The 22,229-nt window shown below is 73.5% G+C and carries 22 protein-coding genes; 7 read left to right on the top strand and 15 right to left on the bottom strand.

Features of this window, described 5'->3' with window-relative positions; genetic code table 11:
• Window positions 1–91: 91 nt before the first annotated feature.
• A complete protein-coding gene (locus ACFWTC_RS00920) occupies window positions 92–409 on the bottom strand; it encodes a hypothetical protein (protein WP_384025915.1) in 318 nt (105 codons plus the stop codon).
• A 179-nt stretch (window positions 410–588) separates the two neighbouring features.
• On the opposite strand from ACFWTC_RS00920, the gene ACFWTC_RS00925 reads away from it, so the two are divergent.
• Window positions 589–2,010 (top strand): FtsW/RodA/SpoVE family cell cycle protein, encoded by a 1,422-nt coding sequence (locus ACFWTC_RS00925; protein WP_383917631.1) that lies wholly within the window; start codon window positions 589–591, stop codon window positions 2,008–2,010.
• A 48-nt stretch (window positions 2,011–2,058) separates the two neighbouring features.
• Here ACFWTC_RS00925 and ACFWTC_RS00930 read toward each other — a convergent pair whose 3' ends face one another.
• Both ACFWTC_RS00930 and ACFWTC_RS00935 read right to left on the bottom strand, forming a co-directional pair.
• Entirely contained in the window at window positions 2,059–2,949 is an 891-nt protein-coding gene (locus tag ACFWTC_RS00930) for a polysaccharide deacetylase family protein (RefSeq protein WP_383917634.1), read from the bottom strand.
• Complete coding sequence (locus ACFWTC_RS00935) at window positions 2,946–3,806, bottom strand: polysaccharide deacetylase family protein (RefSeq protein WP_383917637.1); 861 nt, start codon at window positions 3,804–3,806, stop codon at window positions 2,946–2,948. Before ACFWTC_RS00935 ends, ACFWTC_RS00930 begins: the two co-directional genes overlap by 4 nt.
• 307 nt (window positions 3,807–4,113) lie before the next feature.
• Here ACFWTC_RS00935 and ACFWTC_RS00940 point away from each other — a divergent pair, with 307 nt between their 5' ends.
• The 3 genes from ACFWTC_RS00940 (at window position 4,114) to ACFWTC_RS00950 (ending at window position 8,444) form a co-directional block, all read left to right on the top strand.
• Window positions 4,114–4,530, top strand: coding sequence for a VOC family protein (locus tag ACFWTC_RS00940; protein ID WP_384025912.1), 417 nt, complete (start codon window positions 4,114–4,116; stop codon window positions 4,528–4,530).
• 111 nt (window positions 4,531–4,641) lie between these two features.
• Window positions 4,642–7,050 carry an ATP-binding cassette domain-containing protein gene (locus tag ACFWTC_RS00945; protein ID WP_384025909.1) on the top strand — a complete coding sequence of 803 codons (2,409 nt, stop codon included), beginning with the start codon at window positions 4,642–4,644 and terminating at the stop codon, window positions 7,048–7,050.
• 197 nt (window positions 7,051–7,247) lie between these two features.
• On the top strand, window positions 7,248–8,444 hold the full coding sequence (locus ACFWTC_RS00950) for a methyltransferase domain-containing protein (RefSeq protein ID WP_383917645.1): 1,197 nt from the start codon (window positions 7,248–7,250) through the stop codon (window positions 8,442–8,444).
• Window positions 8,445–8,486: 42 nt separating this feature from the next.
• On the opposite strand, the gene ACFWTC_RS00955 is transcribed toward ACFWTC_RS00950, so the two are convergent.
• From ACFWTC_RS00955 to tsaB, 4 genes are read right to left on the bottom strand one after another with little or no spacing between them, the layout of a single operon-like run.
• The gene (locus ACFWTC_RS00955) at window positions 8,487–8,759 is read right to left on the bottom strand and encodes a hypothetical protein (RefSeq protein ID WP_383917648.1); all 273 of its coding nucleotides are present in this window, start codon (window positions 8,757–8,759) and stop codon (window positions 8,487–8,489) included.
• Window positions 8,756–9,919, bottom strand: coding sequence for a tRNA (adenosine(37)-N6)-threonylcarbamoyltransferase complex transferase subunit TsaD (tsaD, locus tag ACFWTC_RS00960; RefSeq protein WP_383917651.1), 1,164 nt, complete (start codon window positions 9,917–9,919; stop codon window positions 8,756–8,758). Before tsaD ends, ACFWTC_RS00955 begins: the two co-directional genes overlap by 4 nt.
• Window positions 9,912–10,391 carry a ribosomal protein S18-alanine N-acetyltransferase gene (rimI, locus tag ACFWTC_RS00965; RefSeq protein ID WP_383917737.1) on the bottom strand — a complete coding sequence of 160 codons (480 nt, stop codon included), beginning with the start codon at window positions 10,389–10,391 and terminating at the stop codon, window positions 9,912–9,914. Before rimI ends, tsaD begins: the two co-directional genes overlap by 8 nt.
• Before the next feature lie 38 nt (window positions 10,392–10,429).
• Complete coding sequence (gene tsaB / locus ACFWTC_RS00970; RefSeq protein ID WP_383917654.1) at window positions 10,430–11,092, bottom strand: tRNA (adenosine(37)-N6)-threonylcarbamoyltransferase complex dimerization subunit type 1 TsaB; 663 nt, start codon at window positions 11,090–11,092, stop codon at window positions 10,430–10,432.
• 114 nt (window positions 11,093–11,206) lie between these two features.
• On the opposite strand from tsaB, the gene ACFWTC_RS00975 reads away from it, so the two are divergent.
• Window positions 11,207–11,764, top strand: coding sequence for a hypothetical protein (locus ACFWTC_RS00975; RefSeq protein WP_383917656.1), 558 nt, complete (start codon window positions 11,207–11,209; stop codon window positions 11,762–11,764).
• A gap of 70 nt (window positions 11,765–11,834) precedes the next feature.
• Here ACFWTC_RS00975 and ACFWTC_RS00980 read toward each other — a convergent pair whose 3' ends face one another.
• From ACFWTC_RS00980 to ACFWTC_RS01015, 8 genes are all read right to left on the bottom strand, one after another.
• Window positions 11,835–12,020: a hypothetical protein gene (locus ACFWTC_RS00980; RefSeq protein WP_383917658.1), complete on the bottom strand. Its 186-nt coding sequence runs from the start codon at window positions 12,018–12,020 to the stop codon at window positions 11,835–11,837.
• A gap of 140 nt (window positions 12,021–12,160) precedes the next feature.
• Entirely contained in the window at window positions 12,161–12,727 is a 567-nt protein-coding gene (tsaE, locus tag ACFWTC_RS00985; protein WP_383917661.1) for a tRNA (adenosine(37)-N6)-threonylcarbamoyltransferase complex ATPase subunit type 1 TsaE, read from the bottom strand.
• The gene (locus ACFWTC_RS00990) at window positions 12,678–13,814 is read right to left on the bottom strand and encodes an alpha/beta fold hydrolase (protein WP_383917740.1); all 1,137 of its coding nucleotides are present in this window, start codon (window positions 13,812–13,814) and stop codon (window positions 12,678–12,680) included. Before ACFWTC_RS00990 ends, tsaE begins: the two co-directional genes overlap by 50 nt.
• A 71-nt stretch (window positions 13,815–13,885) precedes the next feature.
• The gene (alr, locus tag ACFWTC_RS00995) at window positions 13,886–15,022 is read right to left on the bottom strand and encodes an alanine racemase (RefSeq protein ID WP_383917664.1); all 1,137 of its coding nucleotides are present in this window, start codon (window positions 15,020–15,022) and stop codon (window positions 13,886–13,888) included.
• A gap of 279 nt (window positions 15,023–15,301) precedes the next feature.
• On the bottom strand, window positions 15,302–16,720 hold the full coding sequence (locus ACFWTC_RS01000) for an NAD(P)H-hydrate dehydratase (protein ID WP_384025905.1): 1,419 nt from the start codon (window positions 16,718–16,720) through the stop codon (window positions 15,302–15,304).
• Between the two features lie 54 nt (window positions 16,721–16,774).
• Window positions 16,775–17,146: a holo-ACP synthase gene (locus ACFWTC_RS01005; RefSeq protein ID WP_383917670.1), complete on the bottom strand. Its 372-nt coding sequence runs from the start codon at window positions 17,144–17,146 to the stop codon at window positions 16,775–16,777.
• A gap of 21 nt (window positions 17,147–17,167) precedes the next feature.
• Window positions 17,168–19,015 (bottom strand): glutamine--fructose-6-phosphate transaminase (isomerizing), encoded by a 1,848-nt coding sequence (gene glmS / locus ACFWTC_RS01010; protein WP_383917672.1) that lies wholly within the window; start codon window positions 19,013–19,015, stop codon window positions 17,168–17,170.
• Between the two features lie 109 nt (window positions 19,016–19,124).
• Window positions 19,125–19,886 carry a hypothetical protein gene (locus ACFWTC_RS01015; protein WP_383917675.1) on the bottom strand — a complete coding sequence of 254 codons (762 nt, stop codon included), beginning with the start codon at window positions 19,884–19,886 and terminating at the stop codon, window positions 19,125–19,127.
• Between the two features lie 288 nt (window positions 19,887–20,174).
• Between ACFWTC_RS01015 and coaA the strand changes: the two genes are divergently transcribed.
• Window positions 20,175–21,224, top strand: coding sequence for a type I pantothenate kinase (coaA, locus tag ACFWTC_RS01020; RefSeq protein ID WP_384025903.1), 1,050 nt, complete (start codon window positions 20,175–20,177; stop codon window positions 21,222–21,224).
• A gap of 16 nt (window positions 21,225–21,240) precedes the next feature.
• Window positions 21,241–22,188 carry a DUF389 domain-containing protein gene (locus ACFWTC_RS01025; protein WP_384025900.1) on the top strand — a complete coding sequence of 316 codons (948 nt, stop codon included), beginning with the start codon at window positions 21,241–21,243 and terminating at the stop codon, window positions 22,186–22,188.
• Window positions 22,189–22,229: the final 41 nt, after the last annotated feature.

Below are 22,229 nucleotides of genomic sequence, written 5' to 3' on the forward strand. Positions count from 1 at the left end.
TCGTCGCGGGTGCCGGACCTACCTGTCGCTGCGTTGGCACTCACCAGGGGTGAGTGCCAGGTGCGACACTATTCCGGCGATTAGCACTCGGTCAAGCGGAGTGCCAATTCTCGCCGCCGGGTGTGGCGCGCGACGGACCCCGGACGCGGCGAAATCCCGGCCCCCACGGCCTTCCTGACCGTTTTTCCTCCCACCGCGAACGGCCGGACAGGTTCTTCGCCTGCTGCACGAACGAGAGCAGGTCCCACCCCTCGTCGGTCACGACGTCCTGCGACTGCTGACCGTTCGGCGGCTGCGGCCCCGCTTCACGACACTCCCCGTCGAGCGGTTCGGAAGGAACCACGGGGAGGACGTGAACGTCGCAGATGATATGAAGATAAAGTGCCTCATTGCAGAGCAGATCGGACACGAAGCCGCTGCCGCCCCCGGCGCACCGGACACCGCTCCCTCCGCACCGGGCACGCCCGCGGCGTCCGGTGAGGCGTCCGGCGGCGCGTCCGGTGGGGCGTCACCCCCGGCGTCCCGGGACGGGGCACCCCCCTCCGCGCCCGCCTCCTCGGCCTCCCCCCAGGACGGCGGCGGCATCCCGTGCGTGGACTGAACCCCCTGACGACGGCGGGCGCCCGCCGTCGCACCGAGGCCCTGCTCCTGGTGTTCGTCGTCGTCATCGCCGTCATCGGCCACGCCTGCGCGGGCCTCGCGATGAACGACGAGCTGCCGCCCAACCTGGCCGGTTTCACAGTCAGCATGACGCTGCTCTCGCTCGTGGGGCACCTGGGCGTGCGCCGCTTCGCGGCCTGCGCCGATCCGCTGCTCTTCCCGCTGGCCATGCTCCTGACGGGGCTGGGGCTGGTGCTCCTGCACCGCCTCGACCAGGGGTACATCGAGCGGTACGGCGCGGACGCGAACGCGCCGGACCAGCTGATGTGGACGGTGGTCGGGGTCGCCGCCTGCCTGGTGGTGCTGGCCCTGCTGCGCGACCACCGGCTGCTCCAGCGGTTCATCTACATCACGATGGCGGTCGCGCTGGTGCTGCTGATCGCGCCGGCGTTCTTCGGCGCGGACACGTACGGCGCGAAGCGCTGGATCATCCTCTTCGGCTTCTCGCTCCAGCCCGGCGAGTTCGTGAAGATCATGATCGCGATCTTCTTCGCCGGCTACCTGGTCATCCACCGCGACTCGCTGGCCCTGACGGGCCGCAAGGTCCTGGGCGTGCGGCTGCCCCCGATGCGCCAGCTCGGCCCGATCGTCACCGTGTGGATCGTCTCGATGCTGGTGCTCGTCTTCGAGCGCGACCTCGGCACCTCGCTGATCTTCTTCGGCGTGTTCGTGGTGATGCTGTACGTCGCCACCGAGCGCACCGGCTGGATCGCGTGCGGCCTCGTCATGGCCTCGCTCGGTGCGTTCGTGGTGGGCTCGACCGAACCGCACGTCAGGGCGCGCGTCGCCGCCTGGCTGGAGCCGCTCTCGTACTACTGGGAGAACCGGCCGGCCGGGGTCACCTCGGACCAGTCGGCGCAGGCGCTGTTCAGCTTCGGCACGGGCGGCATCTCCGGGACGGGCCTCGGCCTGGGGCATCCGGAGCTGATCAAGTTCGCGGGCCGCAGCGACTTCATCCTCACCACGGTCGGTGAGGAGCTCGGCCTGGCCGGGGTGATGGCCGTACTGCTCCTGTACGCGCTGCTCGTGCAGCGGGGCCTGCGGATGGCGCTGGGCGCCCGCGACCCGTTCGGCAAGCTGCTGGCGGTGGGGCTGGCCTCGGCGCTGGCGCTGCAGGTCTTCGTGGTCGCGGGGGGCGTCACGGGCCTGATCCCCCTGACGGGCAAGGCGCTGCCGTTCCTGGCGAAGGGAGGCTCGTCCCTGCTGGCCAACTGGATCATGATCGCGCTGCTCCTGCGCATCAGCGACAGCGCGGAGCGCCAGCGCAAGGCGGACACCCCGGGGCCGGCGGAGACCACGAACACCCCGGTGTCGGCGGGGACGGGCGCCGCGACGGCGGGGGCGGGCTGACCGCGGGCCGGCGGGCGGCGCCGGGGACGGCCACGGCCACGGCCACGGCTAGAGGTAGTCCTCCAGGCGCCCTATCCGGAAGCCCTGTTCCTGTATCCGCTGGAGCATCCGCGTCGTCATCTGGGTCTCCGTGGCGCCCTTGAGCTCCGACGGGCCCCGGAAGTGCGCCAGGACGATGTCCCCCGGCTTGAGGGCGGAGCCCTCGGAGTACTGGAAGTTGTTGATCTGCATCGAGACCCGCCACAGCACCACGTCGCTGACCCCGCACTCCGCGGCGGCCCGGAGGGTGTCGTCGTTGTAGTTGCCGAACGGCGGCCGGAAGAGCGCCGGGCGCGTGCCGAAGCGTTTCTCCAGATGGTCCTGCTGGCCGCATATCTCCTTCTTCTGCGCCGCGAAGGGCAGGGTCCGGAGGTTCGGGTGCGTCAGCGTGTGGTTGTTGACCGTGCTCGCCGAGCCGTTGTCGCGGAGCTGCTCGAAGTGCCCGTAGTCCGCCGAGGCCACGCTGTGGGTGAGGAACATCGAGATCGGCAGCTTCAGGTCGGCCGCCATCTTCAGGAACTCGGGGTCCTTCTCCGCGCCGTCGTCGAAGGTCAGGAAGACGACCTTGTCGTCCGGCGCGACGGGTATCCGGTCCACCACGGCCGCCCTGCCCGGGGCGGCCTGCGGACGCCCGGGCTTCCGGGCGGGCTTGGGCGCGTAGGCGACGGGGGCCGTCAGGCCCCACTTCCGGTACGCCTCGTCCGAGGGGCTCCCCGGCCCCGAGGGCGACCCCGAGGGGGGCGCCGACGGAGTGCCGGAGGGCCCGGCGGCCGGGGCCTCCTGCGTCGCCTTGCGGCCCAGCCGTTCGATCGGGTCCACGCTGTCCCCGCACCCCGTCAGGGACAGCGCGAGCGCGCCGGCCGCCAGCGTTCCGGCTACCAACCGGCGCGCGTGCTTCACAGATAGTCCTCCAGGCGGGCCACGGAGTACCCCTTGTCCGTGACGGTCTTCATGACATGACGGATCATGTCAGGCATGGTCCCCTTCCAGTCCTCCCGCCCCCGGAAGTGCGTGAGGATGATGTCACCGGGGTGCAGGTCGCGGTCCCACTCCCGGTAGTCCATCCGGTTGGTGAACGCCTCGGCGTTCCACAGGGGGACGGCCTTGATGCCGCAGGACTTCGCCGCGCGCAGCGTGTCCTGGTTGTAGTTCCCGTACGGCGGCCGGAAGAGCGTCGGCCGCTTGCCGAACTGCTTCTGGATCGTGTCCTGCTGGCCGCAGATCTCCTGGCGCTGCTTCTCGTACGACAGCGCCGGCATGTAGCGGTGGTTGAGGGTGTGGTTGTTCAGGGTGACGCCCGCGGCCTGCATCTGCTTGAAGTAGGGGTAGTTGTCGTTCACGACGTAGTCGCTGAGGAACGCCGTGTACGGGATCTTCAGCTCCTGCATCATCTTCAGGAACTCGGGGTCCTTCTCCGCGCCGTCGTCGATCGTCAGGAAGACGACCTTGTCCTCGGTGGGCACGGTGGTGAAGACGGGCGGGTACTCCTCCTGGTCCTCGACCTCGAAGCCGTCGCGCGTGGTGATCTCGGGCTTCTCCTTCGGCGCCGCCGGCGCCGTGAGCGGCGGCTTGACCAGCCCCCACTTCTTCGCCGCGACGATGCGCGCCTGCTGGGCCGCCTTCGCCTTCTCCGCGGCGCTGAGCGCGCCGGCCGCGCCCGCCTCCGTGCCCTTGCCCGCCTTGGGCTTCTCCGGCGCCTCGGACCCGGAGGAGCACGCCGTCCCGAGGGCGGCGACCAGCAGGGCGGCCACGGCCACCCCGAACCGGCCGCGCGGACCCGCCGCGTACCGGTGACCGTGTAGCGTCTTATTTTCCTTTTGTCCGACTAGCTGCATAGTTGCGCATCCTGGCACCGGGCACGCAACCTCCCGGGAAGACACCGCGAGCGGGACCCCACCTTCCACCGAGTGGCCCACACCGCCCCCGCGTCGGGCGGGCGAAGGGGCCGGGGCCGGGCCGGTACGGGGGCCGGTACGGGCCGCCCGGCGCGCGTCGCCGGGATCCCCACGCGACCGGTCAGGAACAGAGAAGCGAAATCCGCCGCCGCCTCGTAGCGTCGGAGGCATGGACATCAAGCTCGCACAGTGCTTCATCGCGGTGGACGACCACGACCGGGCGCTCACCTTCTACCGGGACGTGCTCGGCCTGGAGGTCCTCAATGACGTCGGGTACGCCGGGATGCGCTGGGTGACCGTCGGCTCGCCCGCGCAGCCGGGCGTGGAGATCGTCCTCGAACCGCCGCTCGCCGACCCCAATGCCTCCCCCGCCGACCGGCAGGCCATGGCGGAACTGCTGGCCAAGGGCCTGCTGCGGGGCGTGATCTTCTCCACCGACGACTGCGACGCCACCTTCGAGCGCATCCGGGCCGCCGGCGGCGAGGTGATGCAGGAGCCGTTCGACCAGCCGTACGGCGTGCGCGACTGCGCGTTCCGCGACCCGGCCGGCAACATGCTCCGCTTCACCCAGGCCCGCAAGCGGTAGGACCCCAGCCGGCGCCGCTCGCCGGCGCCCCCCGCCGGCGCCGGAGCGCGCGCGGCCGGCAGTCCGCGCGCGGTCAGCCCCCGCCCCACAGTGATGGAGAGACAGGACAGGATGAGCAAGGCCAAGAGGACGGACCCGCGGTCGCCCGCCCCGCACGCCGCCGACGGACACGACCTGATCCGCGTGCACGGCGCGCGCGTGAACAACCTCAAGGACGTCAGCGTCGAGATCCCCAAGCGCCGTCTGACGGTGTTCACCGGCGTCTCCGGCTCCGGCAAGAGCTCCCTGGTGTTCGGCACGATCGCCGCGGAGTCGCAGCGGATGGTCAACGAGACGTACAGCGCCTTCGCGCAGGGCTTCATGCCGACGCCCGCGCGGCCCGAGGTGGACGTGCTCGAAGGGCTGACGACGGCGATCATCGTCGACCAGCAGCGCCTCGGCGCCGACACCCGCTCCACCGTGGGCACCGCCACCGACACCAACGCGATGCTGCGCATCCTCTTCAGCCGGCTCGGCACGCCGCACATCGGCTCGCCCAACGCCTTCTCCTTCAACGTCGCCTCGGTCCGGGCGAGCGGCGCGGTCACGGTCGACCGCGGCGCCGCCAGCCGGACCGTGAAGCAGACCTTCACCCGCACCGGCGGCATGTGCACGCGGTGCGAGGGCCGCGGCACGGTCTCCGACATCGACCTCACCCAGCTCTACGACGACTCCAAGTCGATCGCCGAGGGCGCGTTCACCATCCCCGGCTGGAAGTCGGACAGCTGGTGGACCGTGCGGACCTACGCCGAGTCGGGCTTCCTCGACCCGGAGAAGCCGATCCGCAAGTTCACCAAGAAGGAGATGCAGGACTTCCTGTACCGGGAGCCGACCAAGGTCAAGGTCGAGGGCGTGAACCTCACCTACGAGGGGCTGATCCCGAAGATCCAGAAGTCCTTCCTCTCCAAGGACCGGGAGGCGATGCAGCCGCACATCCGGGCGTTCGTGGACCGGGCGGTCACCTTCACGGCCTGCCCCGACTGCGACGGCACCCGGCTCAGCGAGGCGGCCCGGTCGTCGCGGATCGCCGGGGTCGGCATCGCCGACGCGTGCGCGATGCAGATCAGCGACCTCGCCGCGTGGATCCGCGGCGTCGACGAGCCCTCGGTGGCGCCGCTGCTCGCCACGCTGCGGCAGACCCTCGACTCGTTCGTGGAGATCGGGCTGGGCTACCTCTCCCTCGACCGGCCGTCGGGCACCCTGTCGGGCGGGGAGGCGCAGCGCGTCAAGATGATCCGCCACCTCGGCTCCTCGCTCACCGACACCACGTACGTCTTCGACGAACCGACCGTCGGCCTGCACCCGCACGACATCCAGCGGATGAACGGCCTCCTGCTGCGGCTGCGGGACAAGGGCAACACGGTGCTCGTCGTCGAGCACAAGCCGGAGACGATCGTCATCGCGGACCACGTCGTCGACCTCGGCCCCGGCGCCGGTACGGCCGGCGGCACCGTCTGCTTCGAGGGCGGCGTCGAGGAGCTGCGCAGCAGCGGCACCGTCACCGGCCGCCACTTCGGCGACCGGGCCGCCCTGAAGAAGACGGTGCGCGAGCCCACCGGCACGCTGGAGATCCGCGGTGCGAACGCCCACAACCTGCGGGACGTCGACGTCGACATCCCGCTCGGGGTCCTCGTGGTCGTCACCGGCGTCGCCGGCTCCGGCAAGAGCTCGCTCGTGCACGGGTCGCTGCCCCGGCGGTCCGGGGACGCGGGCAAGGGCGTGGTGGCGGTCGGCCAGGAGCCGATCCGCGGCTCGCGGCGGAGCAACCCGGCGACGTACACCGGGCTGCTCGACCCGATCCGCAAGGCGTTCGCCAAGGCCAACGGGGTGAAGCCGGCGCTGTTCAGCGCCAACTCCGAGGGCGCCTGCCCCGGCTGCAACGGCGCCGGCGTGCTCTACACCGACCTGGGGATGATGGCCGGAGTGGCCACCACCTGCGTGGAGTGCGACGGGAAGCGGTTCGAGGCCTCGGTACTGGAGTACCGCTTCGGCGGCCGCGACATCAGCGAGGTGCTCGCGATGCCGGTGACCGAGGCGGAGGAGTTCTTCGGCTCCGGTGAGGCGCGCACCCCCGCGGCGCACGCGATCCTGCGCCGGCTCGCCGACGTCGGGCTGGGCTACCTCAGCCTCGGCCAGCCGCTCACCACGCTGTCCGGCGGCGAGCGGCAGCGGCTCAAGCTGGCCACGCACATGGCGGAGAAGGGCGGCGTGTACGTGCTCGACGAGCCGACCGCCGGGCTGCACCTCGCCGACGTCGAGCAGCTGCTCGGCCTGCTCGACCGGCTCGTCGACTCCGGCAAGTCGGTCATCGTCGTCGAGCACCACCAGGCCGTCATGGCGCACGCCGACTGGATCGTCGACCTCGGTCCGGGCGCCGGCCACGAGGGCGGCCGGATCGTCTTCGAGGGCACCCCCGCCGACCTGGTCGCCGACCGCTCCACCCTCACCGGACAGCACCTCGCGACGTACGTGGACGCCTGACCCGCGGCGCGGACCGCTGCGCACGGCGGCCCGCGCCGCGCGCCCCGAGCGACCCCGTACGCGGGCCCCCCGGCGGCGTGCGGGGCGCGGGGGCCGTGGCGGTGGGGGGGATCCGGTGGTCGGCGGCCGCCTCGGGGGACCGGGGGTCGGATGCCGCCTCGGGGCACCGGGGGCGTGCCGTCGCCGACAATGGACCCGTGACCCCCGAAGACTTCGCCGCCCTCCTCGCCCCCGAGGGCACCGCCCTCCTCGCCTCGCTCCGCGACCACGACCCCGCCCAGGAGCTGGCGCTCGCCACCCGGCTGCGCCGCGAGCACCCCGCCGGGCTGGTCTCCGCCGCGCTGGGGCAGGCCCGGCTGCGGCAGCGCGCGGTGGCGAAGTTCGGCGAGGAGGACGCCTACCGGATGTTCTTCACCCCCGGCGGCGGCGAGATGGCCACCCGCGCCTCGGTGGCCTCGTACCGCGCCGAGCGGCTCGCCGCCCTCGGCGTGCGCAGCGTCGCCGACCTGTGCTGCGGCATCGGCGGGGACGCCCTGGCCCTGGCACGGCTCGGCATCCGGGTGCTGGCGGTGGACCGCGACCCGCTGACCGTGGCCGTGGCGCGGGCCAACGCCGAGGCCCTGGGCCTGGCGGACCTGATCGAGGTCCGGGAGGCGGACGTGACGGACGTGGACGTGTCCGCGTACGACGCCGTGTTCATCGACCCGGCCCGGCGCGGGGGGCGCGGCCGCATCTTCGACCCCGAGTCCTACTCGCCGCCCCTGTCGTGGGCCGTGGAGACGGCCCGCGCGGCGCGGTACGCCGCCGTCAAGATCGCCCCCGGCATCCCGCACGAGGCGGTGCCCGCCGAGGCCGAGGCCGAGTGGATCTCCGACCACGGGGACGTCAAGGAGGCCGTGCTCTGGTTCGGCACGGCGCCCGGCACGATCCGCGCCACCCTGCTGCCGGGCCCGCGCGCGCTGTGCACGTCCGCCCCGCTCCCCGACCCGGAGGCGGGGCCGGTCGGCCGGTGGCTCTACGAGCCCGACGGCGCCGTCATCCGCGCCCACCTCGTCGCCGAGGTCGCCGAGCAGCTGGACGGCCGGCTGATCGACCCGACCATCGCCTACGTCACCGCCGACGAGCTGCGGGCGACCCCGTACGCGACGGCGTACGAGATCACCGACGTGCTGCCGTTCGGCCTCAAGAAGCTGAAGGCGCTGCTGCGCGAGCGCGGGGTCGGCATCCTGACCGTGAAGAAGCGCGGTTCCGCCATCGAGCCCGAGGAGCTGCGCCGGAAGGTCAAGCCGCAGGGGCCGAACTCCGCGACCGTCTTCCTGACCCGGGTCGCGGGGGCCCCGTCGATGCTGATCGGCTCGCCCGCCCCGGTACCGGCGGCCCGGCACCCGCGCTGACCGGCGGCCGGAACCATGACCGGGCGGCCCGGGCCGGGCGGGTCAGCCCCCGCCGACCTCCACCGACTCGAACCGCCAGCGGTGCACCGCCCGCGTGATCAGGTCGGCCGCGGGCTCCGGCAGTTCGGGCAGCTCCGCCGCGACGCCTTCGGCCGCCTCCCACCAGGTGATCACGAGCACCCGGTCCTGCGGCGCCCGGAACACCTCGCGGCGCACCGGCTCCCGGGCCAGGACCTGCGAACGGGCCCACTCCAGCAGCTCGTTGCCCCGCCCGTCGGCGGCCCGGGCCTCCCACATCAGCGCGACGGTGCTCATGAGTACAGGTTGTCCTTGCTCAGCTCGTGCACGTGATCGTGGGAGTGCCCGTGTCCGTGCGCGTGACCATGGCCCTGGCCCTGGCCCTCCGCGTGGTCATGGTCGTGGTCGTGCCCCGCGCCCGGCACGTGCGGGTCGGTCACGGGCAGCGAGGAGTCCGCCGACAGGTCCCAGTCCGAGGGCGCCCGGTTGCGCTTGACCATCTCCGCGCCCAGGGCCGCGACCATCGCCCCGTTGTCCGTGCACAAGCCCGGCCGCGGCACCCGCAGGACGATCCCCGCGGCTTCGCACCGCTCCTGGGCGAGCGCGCGCAGCCGCGAGTTCGCCGCCACCCCGCCACCGATCATCAGGTGGTCGACGCCCTCGTCCTTGCAGGCCCGGACGGCCTTGCGGGTCAGCACGTCCACGACGGCCTCCTGGAAGGACGCCGCCACGTCGCGCACCGGCACGTCCTCGCCGGCCTTCCGCTTCGCCTCGATCCAGCGGGCGACGGCCGTCTTCAGCCCCGAGAAGGAGAAGTCGTACGCCGCGTCGCGCGGCCCGGTCAGCCCGCGCGGGAAGCTGATCGCCTTCGGGTCACCCTCACGCGCGAGCCGGTCGATGACCGGGCCGCCCGGGAAGCCCAGCTGGAGCACGCGCGCGATCTTGTCGAAGGCCTCGCCGGCCGCGTCGTCGATGGTCGCGCCCAGCGGCCGTACGTCGGAGGTGATGTCGGGGGCCAGCAGCAGCGAGGAGTGCCCGCCGGACACCAGCAGCGCCATGGTCGGCTCCGGCAGTGGCCCGTGCTCCAGCTGGTCCACGCAGATGTGCGAGGCCAGGTGGTTGACCCCGTACAGCGGCTTGCCCAGCGCGTACGCGTACGCCTTGGCCGCCGAGACGCCCACCAGCAGCGCCCCCGCGAGCCCGGGGCCCGCCGTGACGGCGATCCCGTCGAGGTCGCGGGCGCTGACCCCGGCCTCCTTCAGGGCGCGCTCGATGGTCGGGACCATCGCCTCCAGGTGGGCCCGGGAGGCGACCTCGGGCACGACGCCGCCGAAGCGGGCGTGCTCGTCGACGCTGGAGGCGATGGCGTCCGCGAGCAGGGTCGTGCCGCGGACGACGCCGACGCCGGTCTCGTCGCAGGAGGTCTCGATTCCGAGGACGAGCGGTTCGTCAGCCATTGCTCTCACTGCTCTCAGTTCGTGCTTGTGCGGGGTCGGTCAGTCGCATGACGAGCGCGTCGACGTTGCCGGGCTGGTAGTAGCCGCGGCGGAAGCCGATGGGCTCGAAGCCGAAGCGCTCGTAGAGCTTCTGGGCGCGGGTGTTGTCCACCCGTACCTCCAGCAGCACCTCGGCGCACTCGAACGCGGTGGCGGCGCGCAGCAGTTCGGTCAGCAGCCGGGCGCCGAGCCCGGTGCCCCACTGGTCGCGGGCCGCCGCGATGGTCTGTACGTCGGCCAGGTCGCCGGCGGCGGCGAGCCCGGCGTAGCCCACCAGGCGGCCCCGGCCGTCCTCGGCGACGAGGTAGCGGCGCGTGGCCCGCGGACCGCGCGCGTGGGCCAGCTCGGACCAGAACATGCCGGCCGACCAGGCGTCCTCGGGGAACAGCTCGTGCTCCAGCTCCAGCACGGGCCCGATGTCCCACCAGCGCATGTCGCGCAGGACGACGTCGCAGGCGGGGGCGGCGGCCGTCACTGGGGGGTGACCACCTTGTAGTTCTTGGGCACCTGCGCGTCGGGCCTGCGCAGGTAGAGGGGGGTGGGCGGCAGGAACGCCTCCCCGGCGGCCAGGCGCCGCGCGGCCAGGGCCGCGAGGGCGGCGGCCGACTGGTGCTCGGGGGCGCGCGCGTCCGGGAAGACCTCGGGGTAGAGCAGCGCGCCCTGGCCGACCGCGGGGCGGCCCGCGACCTGCTCGGCGATGTCGGCGGGGCGGTCCACGGCGGGCTCGCCGACGCGCGTGAGGGGGTCCTCGTACCGGGCCCAGTAGACCTCCTTGCGCCGGGCGTCGGTGGCGACGGTGAAGGGGCCCTCGATCCCGGCGGCGCCGGCGGCGTACGCGAGGCCGTCCAGGGTGCACAGGCCGTGCACCGGCACGCCGAGGACGGCGGCGAAGGTGGAGGCGGTGACCAGGCCGACGCGCAGCCCCGTGTACGGGCCGGGGCCGACGCCGACGACGATGCCGGTGACGGCGTCGAGCGTGCGGCCGGCCTCGGCGAGCACCTTGTCCACGGAGGGCAGCAGCAGCTCCCCGTGGCGGCGGGCGTCGACCTGGTGGGACTCGGCGAGGACGGACTCGCCGTCGTGCAGGGCGACGGTGACGGCGGGCGTGGCGGTATCTACAGCGAGCAAGAGCACGCGAACAGCCTACGACTCCGGGGCCCCGGCCCTTCGCGGCCGGTCGCGGAGCGGCCCGGCTGCTACCTTTCGACCGAGGTACCCAACGGGGTCAGGCGCGAGAGGTGGAGCAAGGTGGCACGCAGCAGCTCGGGAATCGTGGCCGGGCTCACCGCCGCGGCGATCGCCGCCGTCGGCTTCCTCGGCTACCAGGCCTCGGCGTCGGCGCCCCCGCGCGTCCCGCAGGCCGCCCCGCAGGTACCGGCGCCCGCCGCGAGCCAGCCCGCCGCGAAGCAGGACCCCTCGAAGCCGGCGGCCGTGCCCGAGGGCTCCGGCACCGGCGTGCGGGTCGTGTACTCGGTGGGGCAGAAGCGGGTGTGGCTGGTCGGCGACCCGGCGCAGCCCCCGAAGACGTTCACGGTGGTCCCCAGTACGGTGCACCCCGCGGTCGGCACCTACGCGGTGGGGTCCCGATCGGGCGCCGTCACCGGCTCGGACGGGGTCCCGATCGAGCACGTGGTGCGCTTCGCGAGCGTCGAGGGCATCGTGCTCGGCTTCAGCGCCCGCGTGGACGGCGCGACCCCGGCTCCGGACCCCGCCAAGAGGACCGGCGGCATCCGCATGACGCGCGCCGACGGCGACGCGATGTGGGCCTTCGCGACGATCAGCTCCAAGGTGGTCGTCGTCCCCTGACGCGGTCGCGTCCCGCGGACCGGGCGGCGCCCCGCTCCCGCCCGTCCGCCGATTCACCCCAACGTGCTACTCAGGCCGCTTCGGACTCCGGAGCGGCCTGTTCCCGTACGGCGCCCTCCGGCGCGGACGCGTCGGGCGCGTGACCCCGCGCCGGGGGCGTCGAGACGGCGGTGGCAGCCGCCCCCGCGGCGAGCAGCGCCCGCATGGACACGGCGGACGGACGGGGTTGGCGCTGTGCTCCTGCTGGTGCCGGCATGGTGCCTCCTGGGACCCGGGAACGCCGCACTTAGGCATACCTAAGAAACTCTCGGTACCATGTCACCACGAGCGCCGCCACCAGCGCAATATCTCCCCGACGAGTTGTCGGCACGTTTGTCCCGGCCGTCGCCCCGGCCGCTACTCCGACAGGGCTCCCGCGAGGGCTTCCAGCCCGGCGCCGCCGCCCCAGCGGGCACCGATCCCCCGGACCGATACCTGCCGCACGTCGTCCAGGACCTCCTCGTGGCCGACGGCCCGCTCGATCACCACGTGCAGCCGGTCGTCCGAGAGCTCCTCGACCTTGCCGTCGCCCCACTCCACGACGACCACGGACTCGGGCAGCGAGACGTCGAGGTCCAGGTCCTCCATCTCGTCCAGCCCGCCGCCCAGGCGGTACGCGTCCACGTGCACGAGCGCCGGACCGTCGCCCAGCGGCGGGTGCACCCGGGCGATCACGAAGGTCGGCGAGGTCACGGCCCCGCGCACGCCCAGGCCCTCTCCGAGGCCGCGGGTCAGGGTCGTCTTGCCGGCGCCCAGCTCGCCGGTCAGCAGCACGAGGTCGCCGGGGCGCAGCAGCCCCGCGATCCTGAGGCCCAGCTCGCGCATGGCGTCCGGGGAGTCGACGGTGATCAGGGTTTCGGCGCGGACGCCGGCCTCAGCTGCCGGGGCCGGGCCTCGCGGCGCTTCCAGCGGTACTTCTTCCATGCCCGCCAACGTTAGCCGCTGCCGGGGCCGGGACCGCGCCGGTGCGGGCCAGCAGCTCGGTGAGCAGCCGGGTCACCGTCTCCGGCTGCTCCAGCATCATCAGGTGCCCGGCGGACTCCAGGACCGCCAGCTCGGCGCCCGGCAGCGTCTCCTTGATGGCCTCGCTGTGCGCGAGCGGGGTGATCATGTCCCGGTCCCCCGCGATGACGGTGACCGGGATGTCCGCGAACCGCTGGAGGGCCACGGTCTTGTCGTGGGTCTGGAAGGCCGGGTAGAACTCCGCGACCACGTCGATCGGGGTGGCCTCGATGAGGCGCTCCGCGAAGCGCGCGACGCCCGGATCGACGTCGCGGGAGCCGAACGAGTACATCTTGATCATGCCCGCGAAGAGGTCGGCGGTGGCCCGCCGGCCCTTCTCCACCAGCTCCACCTGCGAGCCGAGGGCCTTGAGCACGCCCGGCAGGAACCGGCGCACCGCGCCCAGGCCAACCGCGGGCAGCCCGTACGTCACCTCGCCGAGGCGGCCGCTGGACGTGCCGACCAGGGCCACGCCGACGACGCGCTCGCGCACCAGGTCGGGAAACAGCTCGGCCAGTCCCATGATGGTCATGCCGCCCATCGAGTGGCCGACGAGGATCAGCGGGCCCTCGGGGGCGGTGGCGTCGATGACGGCCTTCAGGTCCCGGCCCAGCTGCTCGATGGTCACCGGCTCGCCGTCCGCCTGGGCGAGGCCGCGCGCGCTGCGGCCGTGGCTGCGCTGGTCCCAGTAGACGGCGCGGACCACCCCGCGCAGCGCGGCGCGCTGGAAGTGCCAGGAGTCCTGGCCGAGGCAGTAGCCGTGGCAGAACACGACGGTGGCCGGGGGCGCCGGCTTGCGGCGCAGCCGGCGCTTGGCCGCCGCGTCGCCCGGCACCTCGTCGACCTCGTAGTAGAGCTCGGTGCCGTCCTCGGCGCGGCAGGTGCCCTCGGTGCCGCGCAGGGAGCCGTAGTCCCCGGCCGCGTCGAGGGCCAGGCGCGCCTTCATGCGCATGCCTCGCCCGACGGTGATCCGCTCGACGGCGACACCGGCCGCCGCGCCCGCCGCCATCACGCCGATGGCGGCTCCGGCCCAGCCGGCCTTGCGCCAGTTCTCGCTCACGCCGCCGCCCTCACTCGGCCTCAGCCGCCCAGGTACACCCGGGGCACGCGCCCCCCGATACGGGTGACGATCTCATACGCGATGGTGTCCGCGGCCTGTGCCCAGTCCTCGGCGGTGGGTTCGCCCCGCTCCGCGTCGCCGAAGATGACGGCCTCGTCGCCGACGCGGGCCGTGTCGGAGCCTAGGTCGACCACGAACTGGTCCATGGCCACGCGCCCGGCGACGTGGCGGACGGTGCCGCCGACGAGCACCGGCCCGCGGCCGGAGGCGTGCCGCGGGATGCCGTCGGCGTAACCGGCCGGGATCAGGGCGAGGGTGGTCTCGGCGTCGGTGACGTAGTGGTGGCCGTAGCTCACGCCGTGCCCGGCGGGGACGGTCTTGACCAGCGCGAGGGAGGCCCTGAGCGTCATCGCCGGCCGCAGGCCGAGCTGGGCGGGCGTGCCGAGCTCGGGCGCGGGCGACACGCCGTAGACGGCGACCCCGCAGCGCACCAGGTCGAAGTGGGACTCGGGGAGGGTGAGCGTGGCCGGCGAGTTGGCGATGTGCCGTACCTCGGGGTCCACGCCCTCCTTCTCGGCGTACGCGAGCATGTCGCGGAAGGCGGTGAGCTGGAGCTGGATGGAGGGGTGGCCGGGCTCGTCGGCGCAGGCGAAGTGCGACCAGACGCCGGTGACCTGGACGGTCCCCTCGGCCTGCGCGGCCACGGCGGCGCCGACCAGTTCCGCCCAGTCGGCGGGCTGGCAGCCGTTGCGGCCGAGGCCGGTGTCGGCCTTGAGCTGGATGCGCGCGGTACGCCCGGCCGCGCGCGCGGCGGCGCGCACCTCGTCCAGGGCCCACATCCCGCTCACGGACACGTCGACGTCGGCCTCGACCGCCTCGCGCCAGGGCCCGCCGGGGGTCCACAGCCAGCACATGATCCGCCCCTGGATCCCGGCGGCGCGCAACGCGAGCGCCTCCTCGGGGGTGGCGGTCCCGAGCCAGGTGGCACCGGCCTCCCGGGCTGCCCGGGCGCACTCCAGGGCTCCGTGCCCGTAGGCGTTCGACTTGACCACGGCCATCAACTCGGCCCGGGGCGCCCGCTCGCGCAGGGCGCGCACGTTCTCCCGTACGGCATCAAGATCGATCTCGGCGTACACGCGCGTCGGTGTCTCGTTCATCGCCCACAGTCTCTCAGACCCCGGTTACGCGCCGTAAAACCCCGCCGGGGGCCACATCCGGCCCCGCCGGGTATTGACCCGCGGGGCCCGGGGCGGAGCCCCGCGGACCGCCCACCGGCACACCCACCACGACCCGCAGCCACATCCAGCCCCGCCGGCGTTTGAGGCGCGGGGCCCGGGGCGGAGCCCCGATGCCCGGCCGCAGGCACCGGCCCCGCCCCGGCACGGCCCGGCACGGCACGGCCCGGCACCGGCCCGCCCCCACCCCCCGCCGGGGCGTCACGGCGTGCGGACGTCCCGCCACGCGCCCGGCAAAGCCTGCGCCACCTCCTGCGCCAGCACCGGCGCCCCGGACGCGGCCCGCCGCCCCGCGAGCCCGTGCAGGTACGCCGCCACCGCCCCCGCGTCCGCCCCGGACAGCCCGCCCGCCAGCAGCGCACCGGCCAGCCCGGACAGCACGTCCCCGCTCCCGGCGGTGGCCAGCCACGGGGTCCCGGTCGGGTTGACCCGTACGGGAACCGCGCCCCCGCCGGAGGCGACCAGCGTCGTGGAGCCCTTCAGCAGCGCCGCCACCCCGTACCGCTCCGCCAGCGCCCGTACCGACCCCAGCCGCCCCGCCTCCACCGACTCCCGCGACACCCCCAGCAGGGCCGCCGCCTCCCCCGCGTGCGGGGTCAGCAGGGTCGGGGCGGAACGGGCCCGCAGCACCCCCGCGTCCAGCCCCCGCAGCCCGTCCGCGTCGACCAGTACCGGCACGTCCTCGGCCAGCAGCCCCGCGACCTCGCCCGCGCGCCCCTCCCCCAGCCCCGGCCCGACCACCCAGGCCTGCACCCGGGCGCGCCCGATCAGCGTCTCCGGGTACCGCGTGAGCACCGCGTCCGCGGCCGCCTCCGGGCCCACGTACCGCACCGCGCCCGCACCGCCCCGCAGCGCCCCGGCCACGGCCAGCACCGCCGCGCCTGGGTACTGCGCGGACCCGGCGACGATGCCGACCACGCCCCGCCGGTACTTGTCGCTCGACGCCCCCGGCTCCGGCAGCAGCGCCGCGACGTCGGCGTGCTGCAGGGCCTCGGTGTCCGGCTCGTCCAGGGCCAGCCCGATGTCCACCAGGTGCACGGCGCCCGCCCGCGAGGCCCCCGGGTCGATGAGCAGTCCGGGTTTGTACGCCCCGAACGTCACCGTCACGTCGGCGGTCACCGCCGGGCCCGCCACCTCCCCGGTGTCCGCGTCCACCCCGCTCGGCAGGTCCACGGCGACCACCGGGACCCCCGGCGGGACCTGCTCCGCCAGCGCCGCGGCCGCCGGCCGCAGCCCGCCCCGCCCGCCGATCCCGAGCAGCCCGTCCAGTACCAGGTCCGGCCGCGCGGGGACGGCGTCCGCCACCCGGCCGCCGGCGGCCCGCAGCGCCGCGAGCCCGCCCGCGTGCATCCGCTGCGGATCCATCGGCACCGCCGTCACCCCGGCCCCGCGCCGGGCCAGGCGCGCGCCGGCGTACAGCGCGTCGCCCCCGTTGTCGCCCGGCCCCACCAGCAGCACGACGCGCGCCCCGTAGACCCGCCCCGGCCGCCGGGCCAGCAGCCCCGCGCAGACGGCGGCCAGCCCGGCCGCCGCCCGCTGCATCAGGGCGCCCTCGGGCAGCCGGGCCATCAGCTCCCGCTCGGCGGCCCGTACGGTCTCCACGCTGTAAGCAGTACGCATGGCCCCCAGCCTGCCCGACCGGCGCGGCTCACACCCCTCGGCCACCGCCCCCGGCTACTGCCCCTCGGCGATCACCACGGCTGAGGCGACCCCCGCGTCGTGGCTCAGCGAGATGTGCCACGACGTCACGCCCAGCGCCAGCGCCCTCGCCTCGACCGTCCCGGACACCCGCAGCCGCGGCCGCCCGGACTCCTCCACGTACACCTCGGCGTCGGTCCACAGCATCCCGCCGGGCGCGCCGAGCGCCTTGGCGAGCGCCTCCTTGGCCGCGAACCGGGCGGCGAGCGAGGCGGTTCCGCGCCGCTCGCCGCTCGGCAGCGTCAGCTCGGCGTCGACGAAGAGCCGCCGCGCCAGGTTCGGCGTCCGCTCCAGCGCCGCGCCGAACCGGTCGATCTCCGCGACGTCGATCCCCACACCGATGATCACAACGACTACCCCACTGCCCCGCTACTCCACCGTCACCGACTTGGCGAGGTTACGCGGCTGGTCCACCTCGTTGCCCCGCGCGGTCGCCAGCTCGCAGGCGAAGACCTGCAGCGGCACCGTCGCCACCAGTGGCTGGAGCAGCGTCGGCGTCGCGGGGATCCGGATCAGGTGGTCGGCGTACGGGACGACCGCCTCGTCGCCCTCCTCAGCGATCACGATGGTCCGCGCCCCGCGGGCCCGGATCTCCTGGATGTTCGACACGATCTTGTCGTGGAGCACCGAGCGGCCCTTCGGCGACGGCACGATCACCACCACCGGCAGGTCCTGCTCGATCAGCGCGATCGGCCCGTGCTTCAGCTCGCCCGCCGCGAAGCCCTCGGCGTGCATGTACGCCAGCTCCTTGAGCTTGAGCGCGCCCTCCAGCGCCACCGGGTAGCCGACGTGCCGCCCCAGGAAGAGCACCGTGTTCTTGTCCACGAGGGAGCGCGCGAGCTCCCGTACGGGCTCCATCGTCTCCAGCACGGTGTCCACGGCCGCGGCGATGTCCGACAGCTCCCGGACGACCGTCTCGATCTCGTCGCCCCACTTCGTACCGCGCACCTGCCCCAGGTACAGCGCGACGAGGTAGCAGGCGACCAGCTGGGTCAGGAACGCCTTGGTGGAGGCGACGGCCACCTCCGGACCGGCGTGCGTGTACAGCACGGCGTCCGACTCGCGCGGGATCGTGGAACCGTTCGTGTTGCAGACGGCCAGCACCCTGGCCCCCTGCTCGCGCGCGTGCCGCAGCGCCATCAGGGTGTCCATGGTCTCGCCGGACTGCGAGATCGCGACCACCAGCGTCCGCTGGTCCAGGATCGGATCGCGGTAGCGGAACTCGCTCGCCAGCTCCGTCTCGCACGGGATTCGGGTCCAGTGCTCGATGGCCAGCTTCGCGATCATGCCCGCGTGGTAGGCCGTACCGCACGCCACGATCACGACCTTGTCGACCTCCCGGAGCACCGAGACGGGGATGCGCACCTCGTCCAGGGTCAGCGAGCCGTTCGCGTCGATGCGGCCCAGCAGGGTGTCGGCGACGGCCTTCGGCTGCTCGGCGATCTCCTTGAGCATGAAGTAGTCGTAGCCCCCCTTCTCGGCCGCCGAGGCGTCCCAGTCCACGTGGTACGCCCGCACCGACGCGGCCGTGCCGTCGAAGTTGGTCACCGTGACGCCGTCGCGGCGGAGCTCGACGACCTGGTCCTGCCCCAGCTCGATCGCCGCCCGGGTGTGGGCGATGAACGCGGCCACGTCCGAGGCGAGGAAGTTCTCCCCCTCGCCGACGCCCACCACCAGGGGCGAGTTCCGGCGCGCGCCGACCACCACGTCCGGCTCGTCGGCGTGCACCGCGACCAGCGTGAAGGCGCCCTCCAGGCGCCGGCACACCTGCCGCATCGCCTCGGCGAGGTCCCCGGTGGCCGCGAAGTGCTCGGCGAGCAGGTGCGCCACGACCTCGGTGTCCGTCTCGGAGTCCAGCCGGTGCGCGCGCTCGGCCAGTTCGGCGCGGAGCGCGGCGAAGTTCTCGATGATGCCGTTGTGCACGACGGCCACGCGCCCCGTGTTGTCGAGGTGCGGGTGTGCGTTGGCGTCGGTGGGCCCGCCGTGGGTCGCCCACCGGGTGTGCCCCAGTCCCGTGGAGCCGGCCGGCAGCGGGTGCCCGACCAGCTCCTTCTCCAGGTTGACCAGCTTTCCGGCCTTCTTGACGGAGGCCAGCCCACCGTCGGCGAGCACGGCGATCCCCGCCGAGTCGTAGCCGCGGTACTCCAGCCGCTTGAGTCCGGCGATGACCACATCGAGCGCCGACTGCGCTCCCACGTAACCCACAATTCCGCACATAGGCGGCAGGGTACGCCGTAGTCGGCCCTCTGCCCGGTACCTGAAGAAGACGAAAACCCCGCCCGGTGGACTTCACCGGGCGGGGCCGACGGCACTTTCCGAGTCAGCGTCAGCCGAGCTTCTTGACCTGTGCGTCGACGACGGGCTTCGGCTGCTCGGCGGTACCGGACAGGCTTATCGCGGAGAACGTCGCCAGGGTGTTGCCCTTGCGGACGACCACCAGCTCCATGCCGATCTTGGTGCCGTCCCCGTCCGCCGCGATGGTGTAGGCGAGTGCCTCGTCGCCGCCGGTGACGGACGCGCCCGGGGACACCTTGGTGATCGTGAGCGACTCGCCCTGCTGGCTGCCGGTGTAGCCGCCGGCGCAGGCGGTGCCCGCGGTCTTGAGGGCGGCGAAGGCCTCTTCGGCGCCCTTGCCGTCGTACGAGGTGAGGGTGACGGAGGTCGCGGTGGCGCCCAGGGCGTCCAGCCCGGCCTTCAGCTTCTCCTCGGCGCTGGCGTTCGCCGCCGGCTCCTTGCCGAGGGCGACGGCCTTCGTCCGGGCGAGGCCCGCGGCGGTGCCCACCGGGGCCATGGACTGTGCCTTGACGAGCGGTGCGCACTCCGGCTTGTCGCTGGTGACGGCGCCCGCCGCCGCCACCTCTTCCGCGGTGGCGGCCTTGACCAGGTACGCGGGCAGGTCGGCCTGGACCACGATCACGCCGCCGAGCTCCGCGTCCGTCTTGCCCTTGGCGGCGGGCGCGGCGGACGTCGCCGGGGCGCTCGCGGACGCCTTGGCGTCGGTCTTCTCGCCCCCGCAGGCGGTGGCCAGCAGGGCCAGGGACACCGCGGACGCGGTCAGGACGGTACGGCGGACAAGAGCGGTACGCACGAAAGATCTCCCCCATGGAGTACGACGACGGAACGGCGAAAGGACAGCCCGACGGGCGCTCCACCGTTCCGGGAGCGCGTCAGGGCTGCGGTGATCCACAATCTACGCGCCGGTAGCCCGCCCGGCGGACCTCCCGGGCGTTCCCGCGCCAATCGTGATCATCGCGAGACTGCGCGACCCTCGAATCGATATCCGGACCCGTACAACCCCGGCCCGCCGGGGCCACCGGCACCGCTACGTGACCGACCGCATAACCCACAACAGCCCCCCAGCCCCGACAATGGCGGTGTGATCACTTCGCCGCCACGAAGCAGCACGCCGGAGAACGCAATGGAGCGCACCGGCCAGGACGGGTCCCACCCGCGCCCGGCCCACCGCCGCGGCCCGGACACCTCGCCCTACGTCGACCTGACCCGTGCCGAGTGGAGCGCCCTGCGCGAGCGGACCCCGCTCCCGCTCAGCGCCGACGAGGTCGAGCGGCTGCGCGGACTCGGCGACGTCATCGACCTCGACGAGGTGCGCGACGTCTACCTCCCGCTCTCCCGCCTGCTCAACCTGTACGTCGGCGCCACCAGCAACCTCCGCGGCACCCTCAACACCTTCCTCGGCGACGCGGGCAACGGGCACGGCGCCCAGCAGGGCACCCCGTTCGTCATAGGGGTCGCCGGGTCCGTCGCCGTCGGCAAGTCCACCGTGGCCCGCCTGCTCCAGGCGCTCCTCGCCCGCTGGCCCGAGCACCCGCGCGTGGAGCTGGTCACCACGGACGGGTTCCTGTACCCGATGAAGGAGCTCCAGCGGCGCGGGCTCACCTCCCGCAAGGGGTTCCCCGAGTCCTACGACCGCCGCGCGCTCACCCGCTTCGTCGCCGACATCAAGGCCGGCAAGGACGAGGTCCGGGCCCCCGTCTACTCGCACCTGATCTACGACATCGTCCCGGGCGAGGAGCTCGTCGTACGCCGCCCGGACATCCTCATCGTCGAGGGCCTGAACGTCCTCCAGCCGGCCCTCCCCGGCAAGGACGGCCGCACCCGCGTCGGCCTCGCCGACTACTTCGACTTCAGCGTGTACGTCGACGCCCGGCCCGAGGACATCGAGCGCTGGTACCTGAACCGCTTCCGGAAGCTGCGCGCGACCGCCTTCCAGAACCCGTTCTCCTACTTCCGCAAGTACACGCAGGTCTCCGAGGAGGAGGCCGTGGAGTACGCGCAGACGATGTGGCGGACCATCAACAGGCCCAACCTGCTGGAGAACGTGGCCCCCACCCGCGGCCGCGCCACCCTGGTCGTCCGCAAGGGCCCCGACCACAAGGTGCAGAAGCTGAGCCTGCGCAAACTCTGAGCACTAGGGTGCGGGGATGCTGCATCTCCGCCTGATCGCGCCGCCCGACCGTACCGAGGCGGTGGTCGCGGCCATCGAGAAGACGGTCGGCACCACCCACCTCGTCGTCCTGCACGGGGCCGCCCGGGTGCCGCACGGCGACCTCGTCCTGTGCGACGTGGCGCGCGAGGCGGCGGACGAACTGCTGGAGGAGCTCCGGGCCCTCGGGCTCGCCGAGGACGGCTCGATCGCCGTCGAGAACATCGACCTCTCGCTGTCCAAGCGGGCCGACGCGGCCGAGGAAGAAGCGCCGGGCGAGCCCGCAGACGCCGTCCTGTGGGAACACTTGAGCGAATCCACGCACGAGGAGTCCACCCTCAGCGTCACCTACGTCGCGTTCATGATCATCGCGACGATGATCGCCGCCTGCGGCGTGGTCCTCGACAACGCCGTCCTGATCGTGGGCGCCATGGCCGTCGGCCCCGAGTTCGGCCCGCTCGCGGGCGTGTGCACCGCCCTGGTGCAGCGCGCGCCCCGGCTGGCGGCGCGCTCCCTCCTCGCCCTGCTGATCGGCTTCGCGGCCGCGATCGCCGTCACCACCCTGTTCAGCCTGGCGATGGACGCGCTGGGCCAGTTCGACAAGGGCATGCTGGAGGACCCGCGGCCGAACACCAGCTTCATCTGGCAGCCGGACCCGTTCTCGTTCATCGTGGCGCTGCTCGCCGGGGTCGCCGGAATACTGTCCCTGACCTCGGCCAAGTCCGGGGCCCTGGTGGGTGTGGCGATCTCCGTGACCACGGTCCCGGCGGCCGCCAACGCCGCCGTGGCCCTGAGCTACGGCGACCTCGGCCAGATGTGGGGATCGGCGGAGCAGCTGCTGCTGAACCTGGGCGGCATCGTCGTGGCGGGCGTCCTGACCCTGCTGGCGCAAAAAGCCCTGTGGCGGATCCAGCGGCGCCGCTGGATCCGCGGCGCCAAGACCTGACGCCCGGATGTACGCCTGCGGCCCCGGACCCGGATCGGGTA

It is taken from the genome of Streptomyces sp. NPDC058619 (assembly GCF_042717785.1).
Classification (GTDB): Bacteria; Actinomycetota; Actinomycetes; order Streptomycetales; family Streptomycetaceae; genus Streptomyces.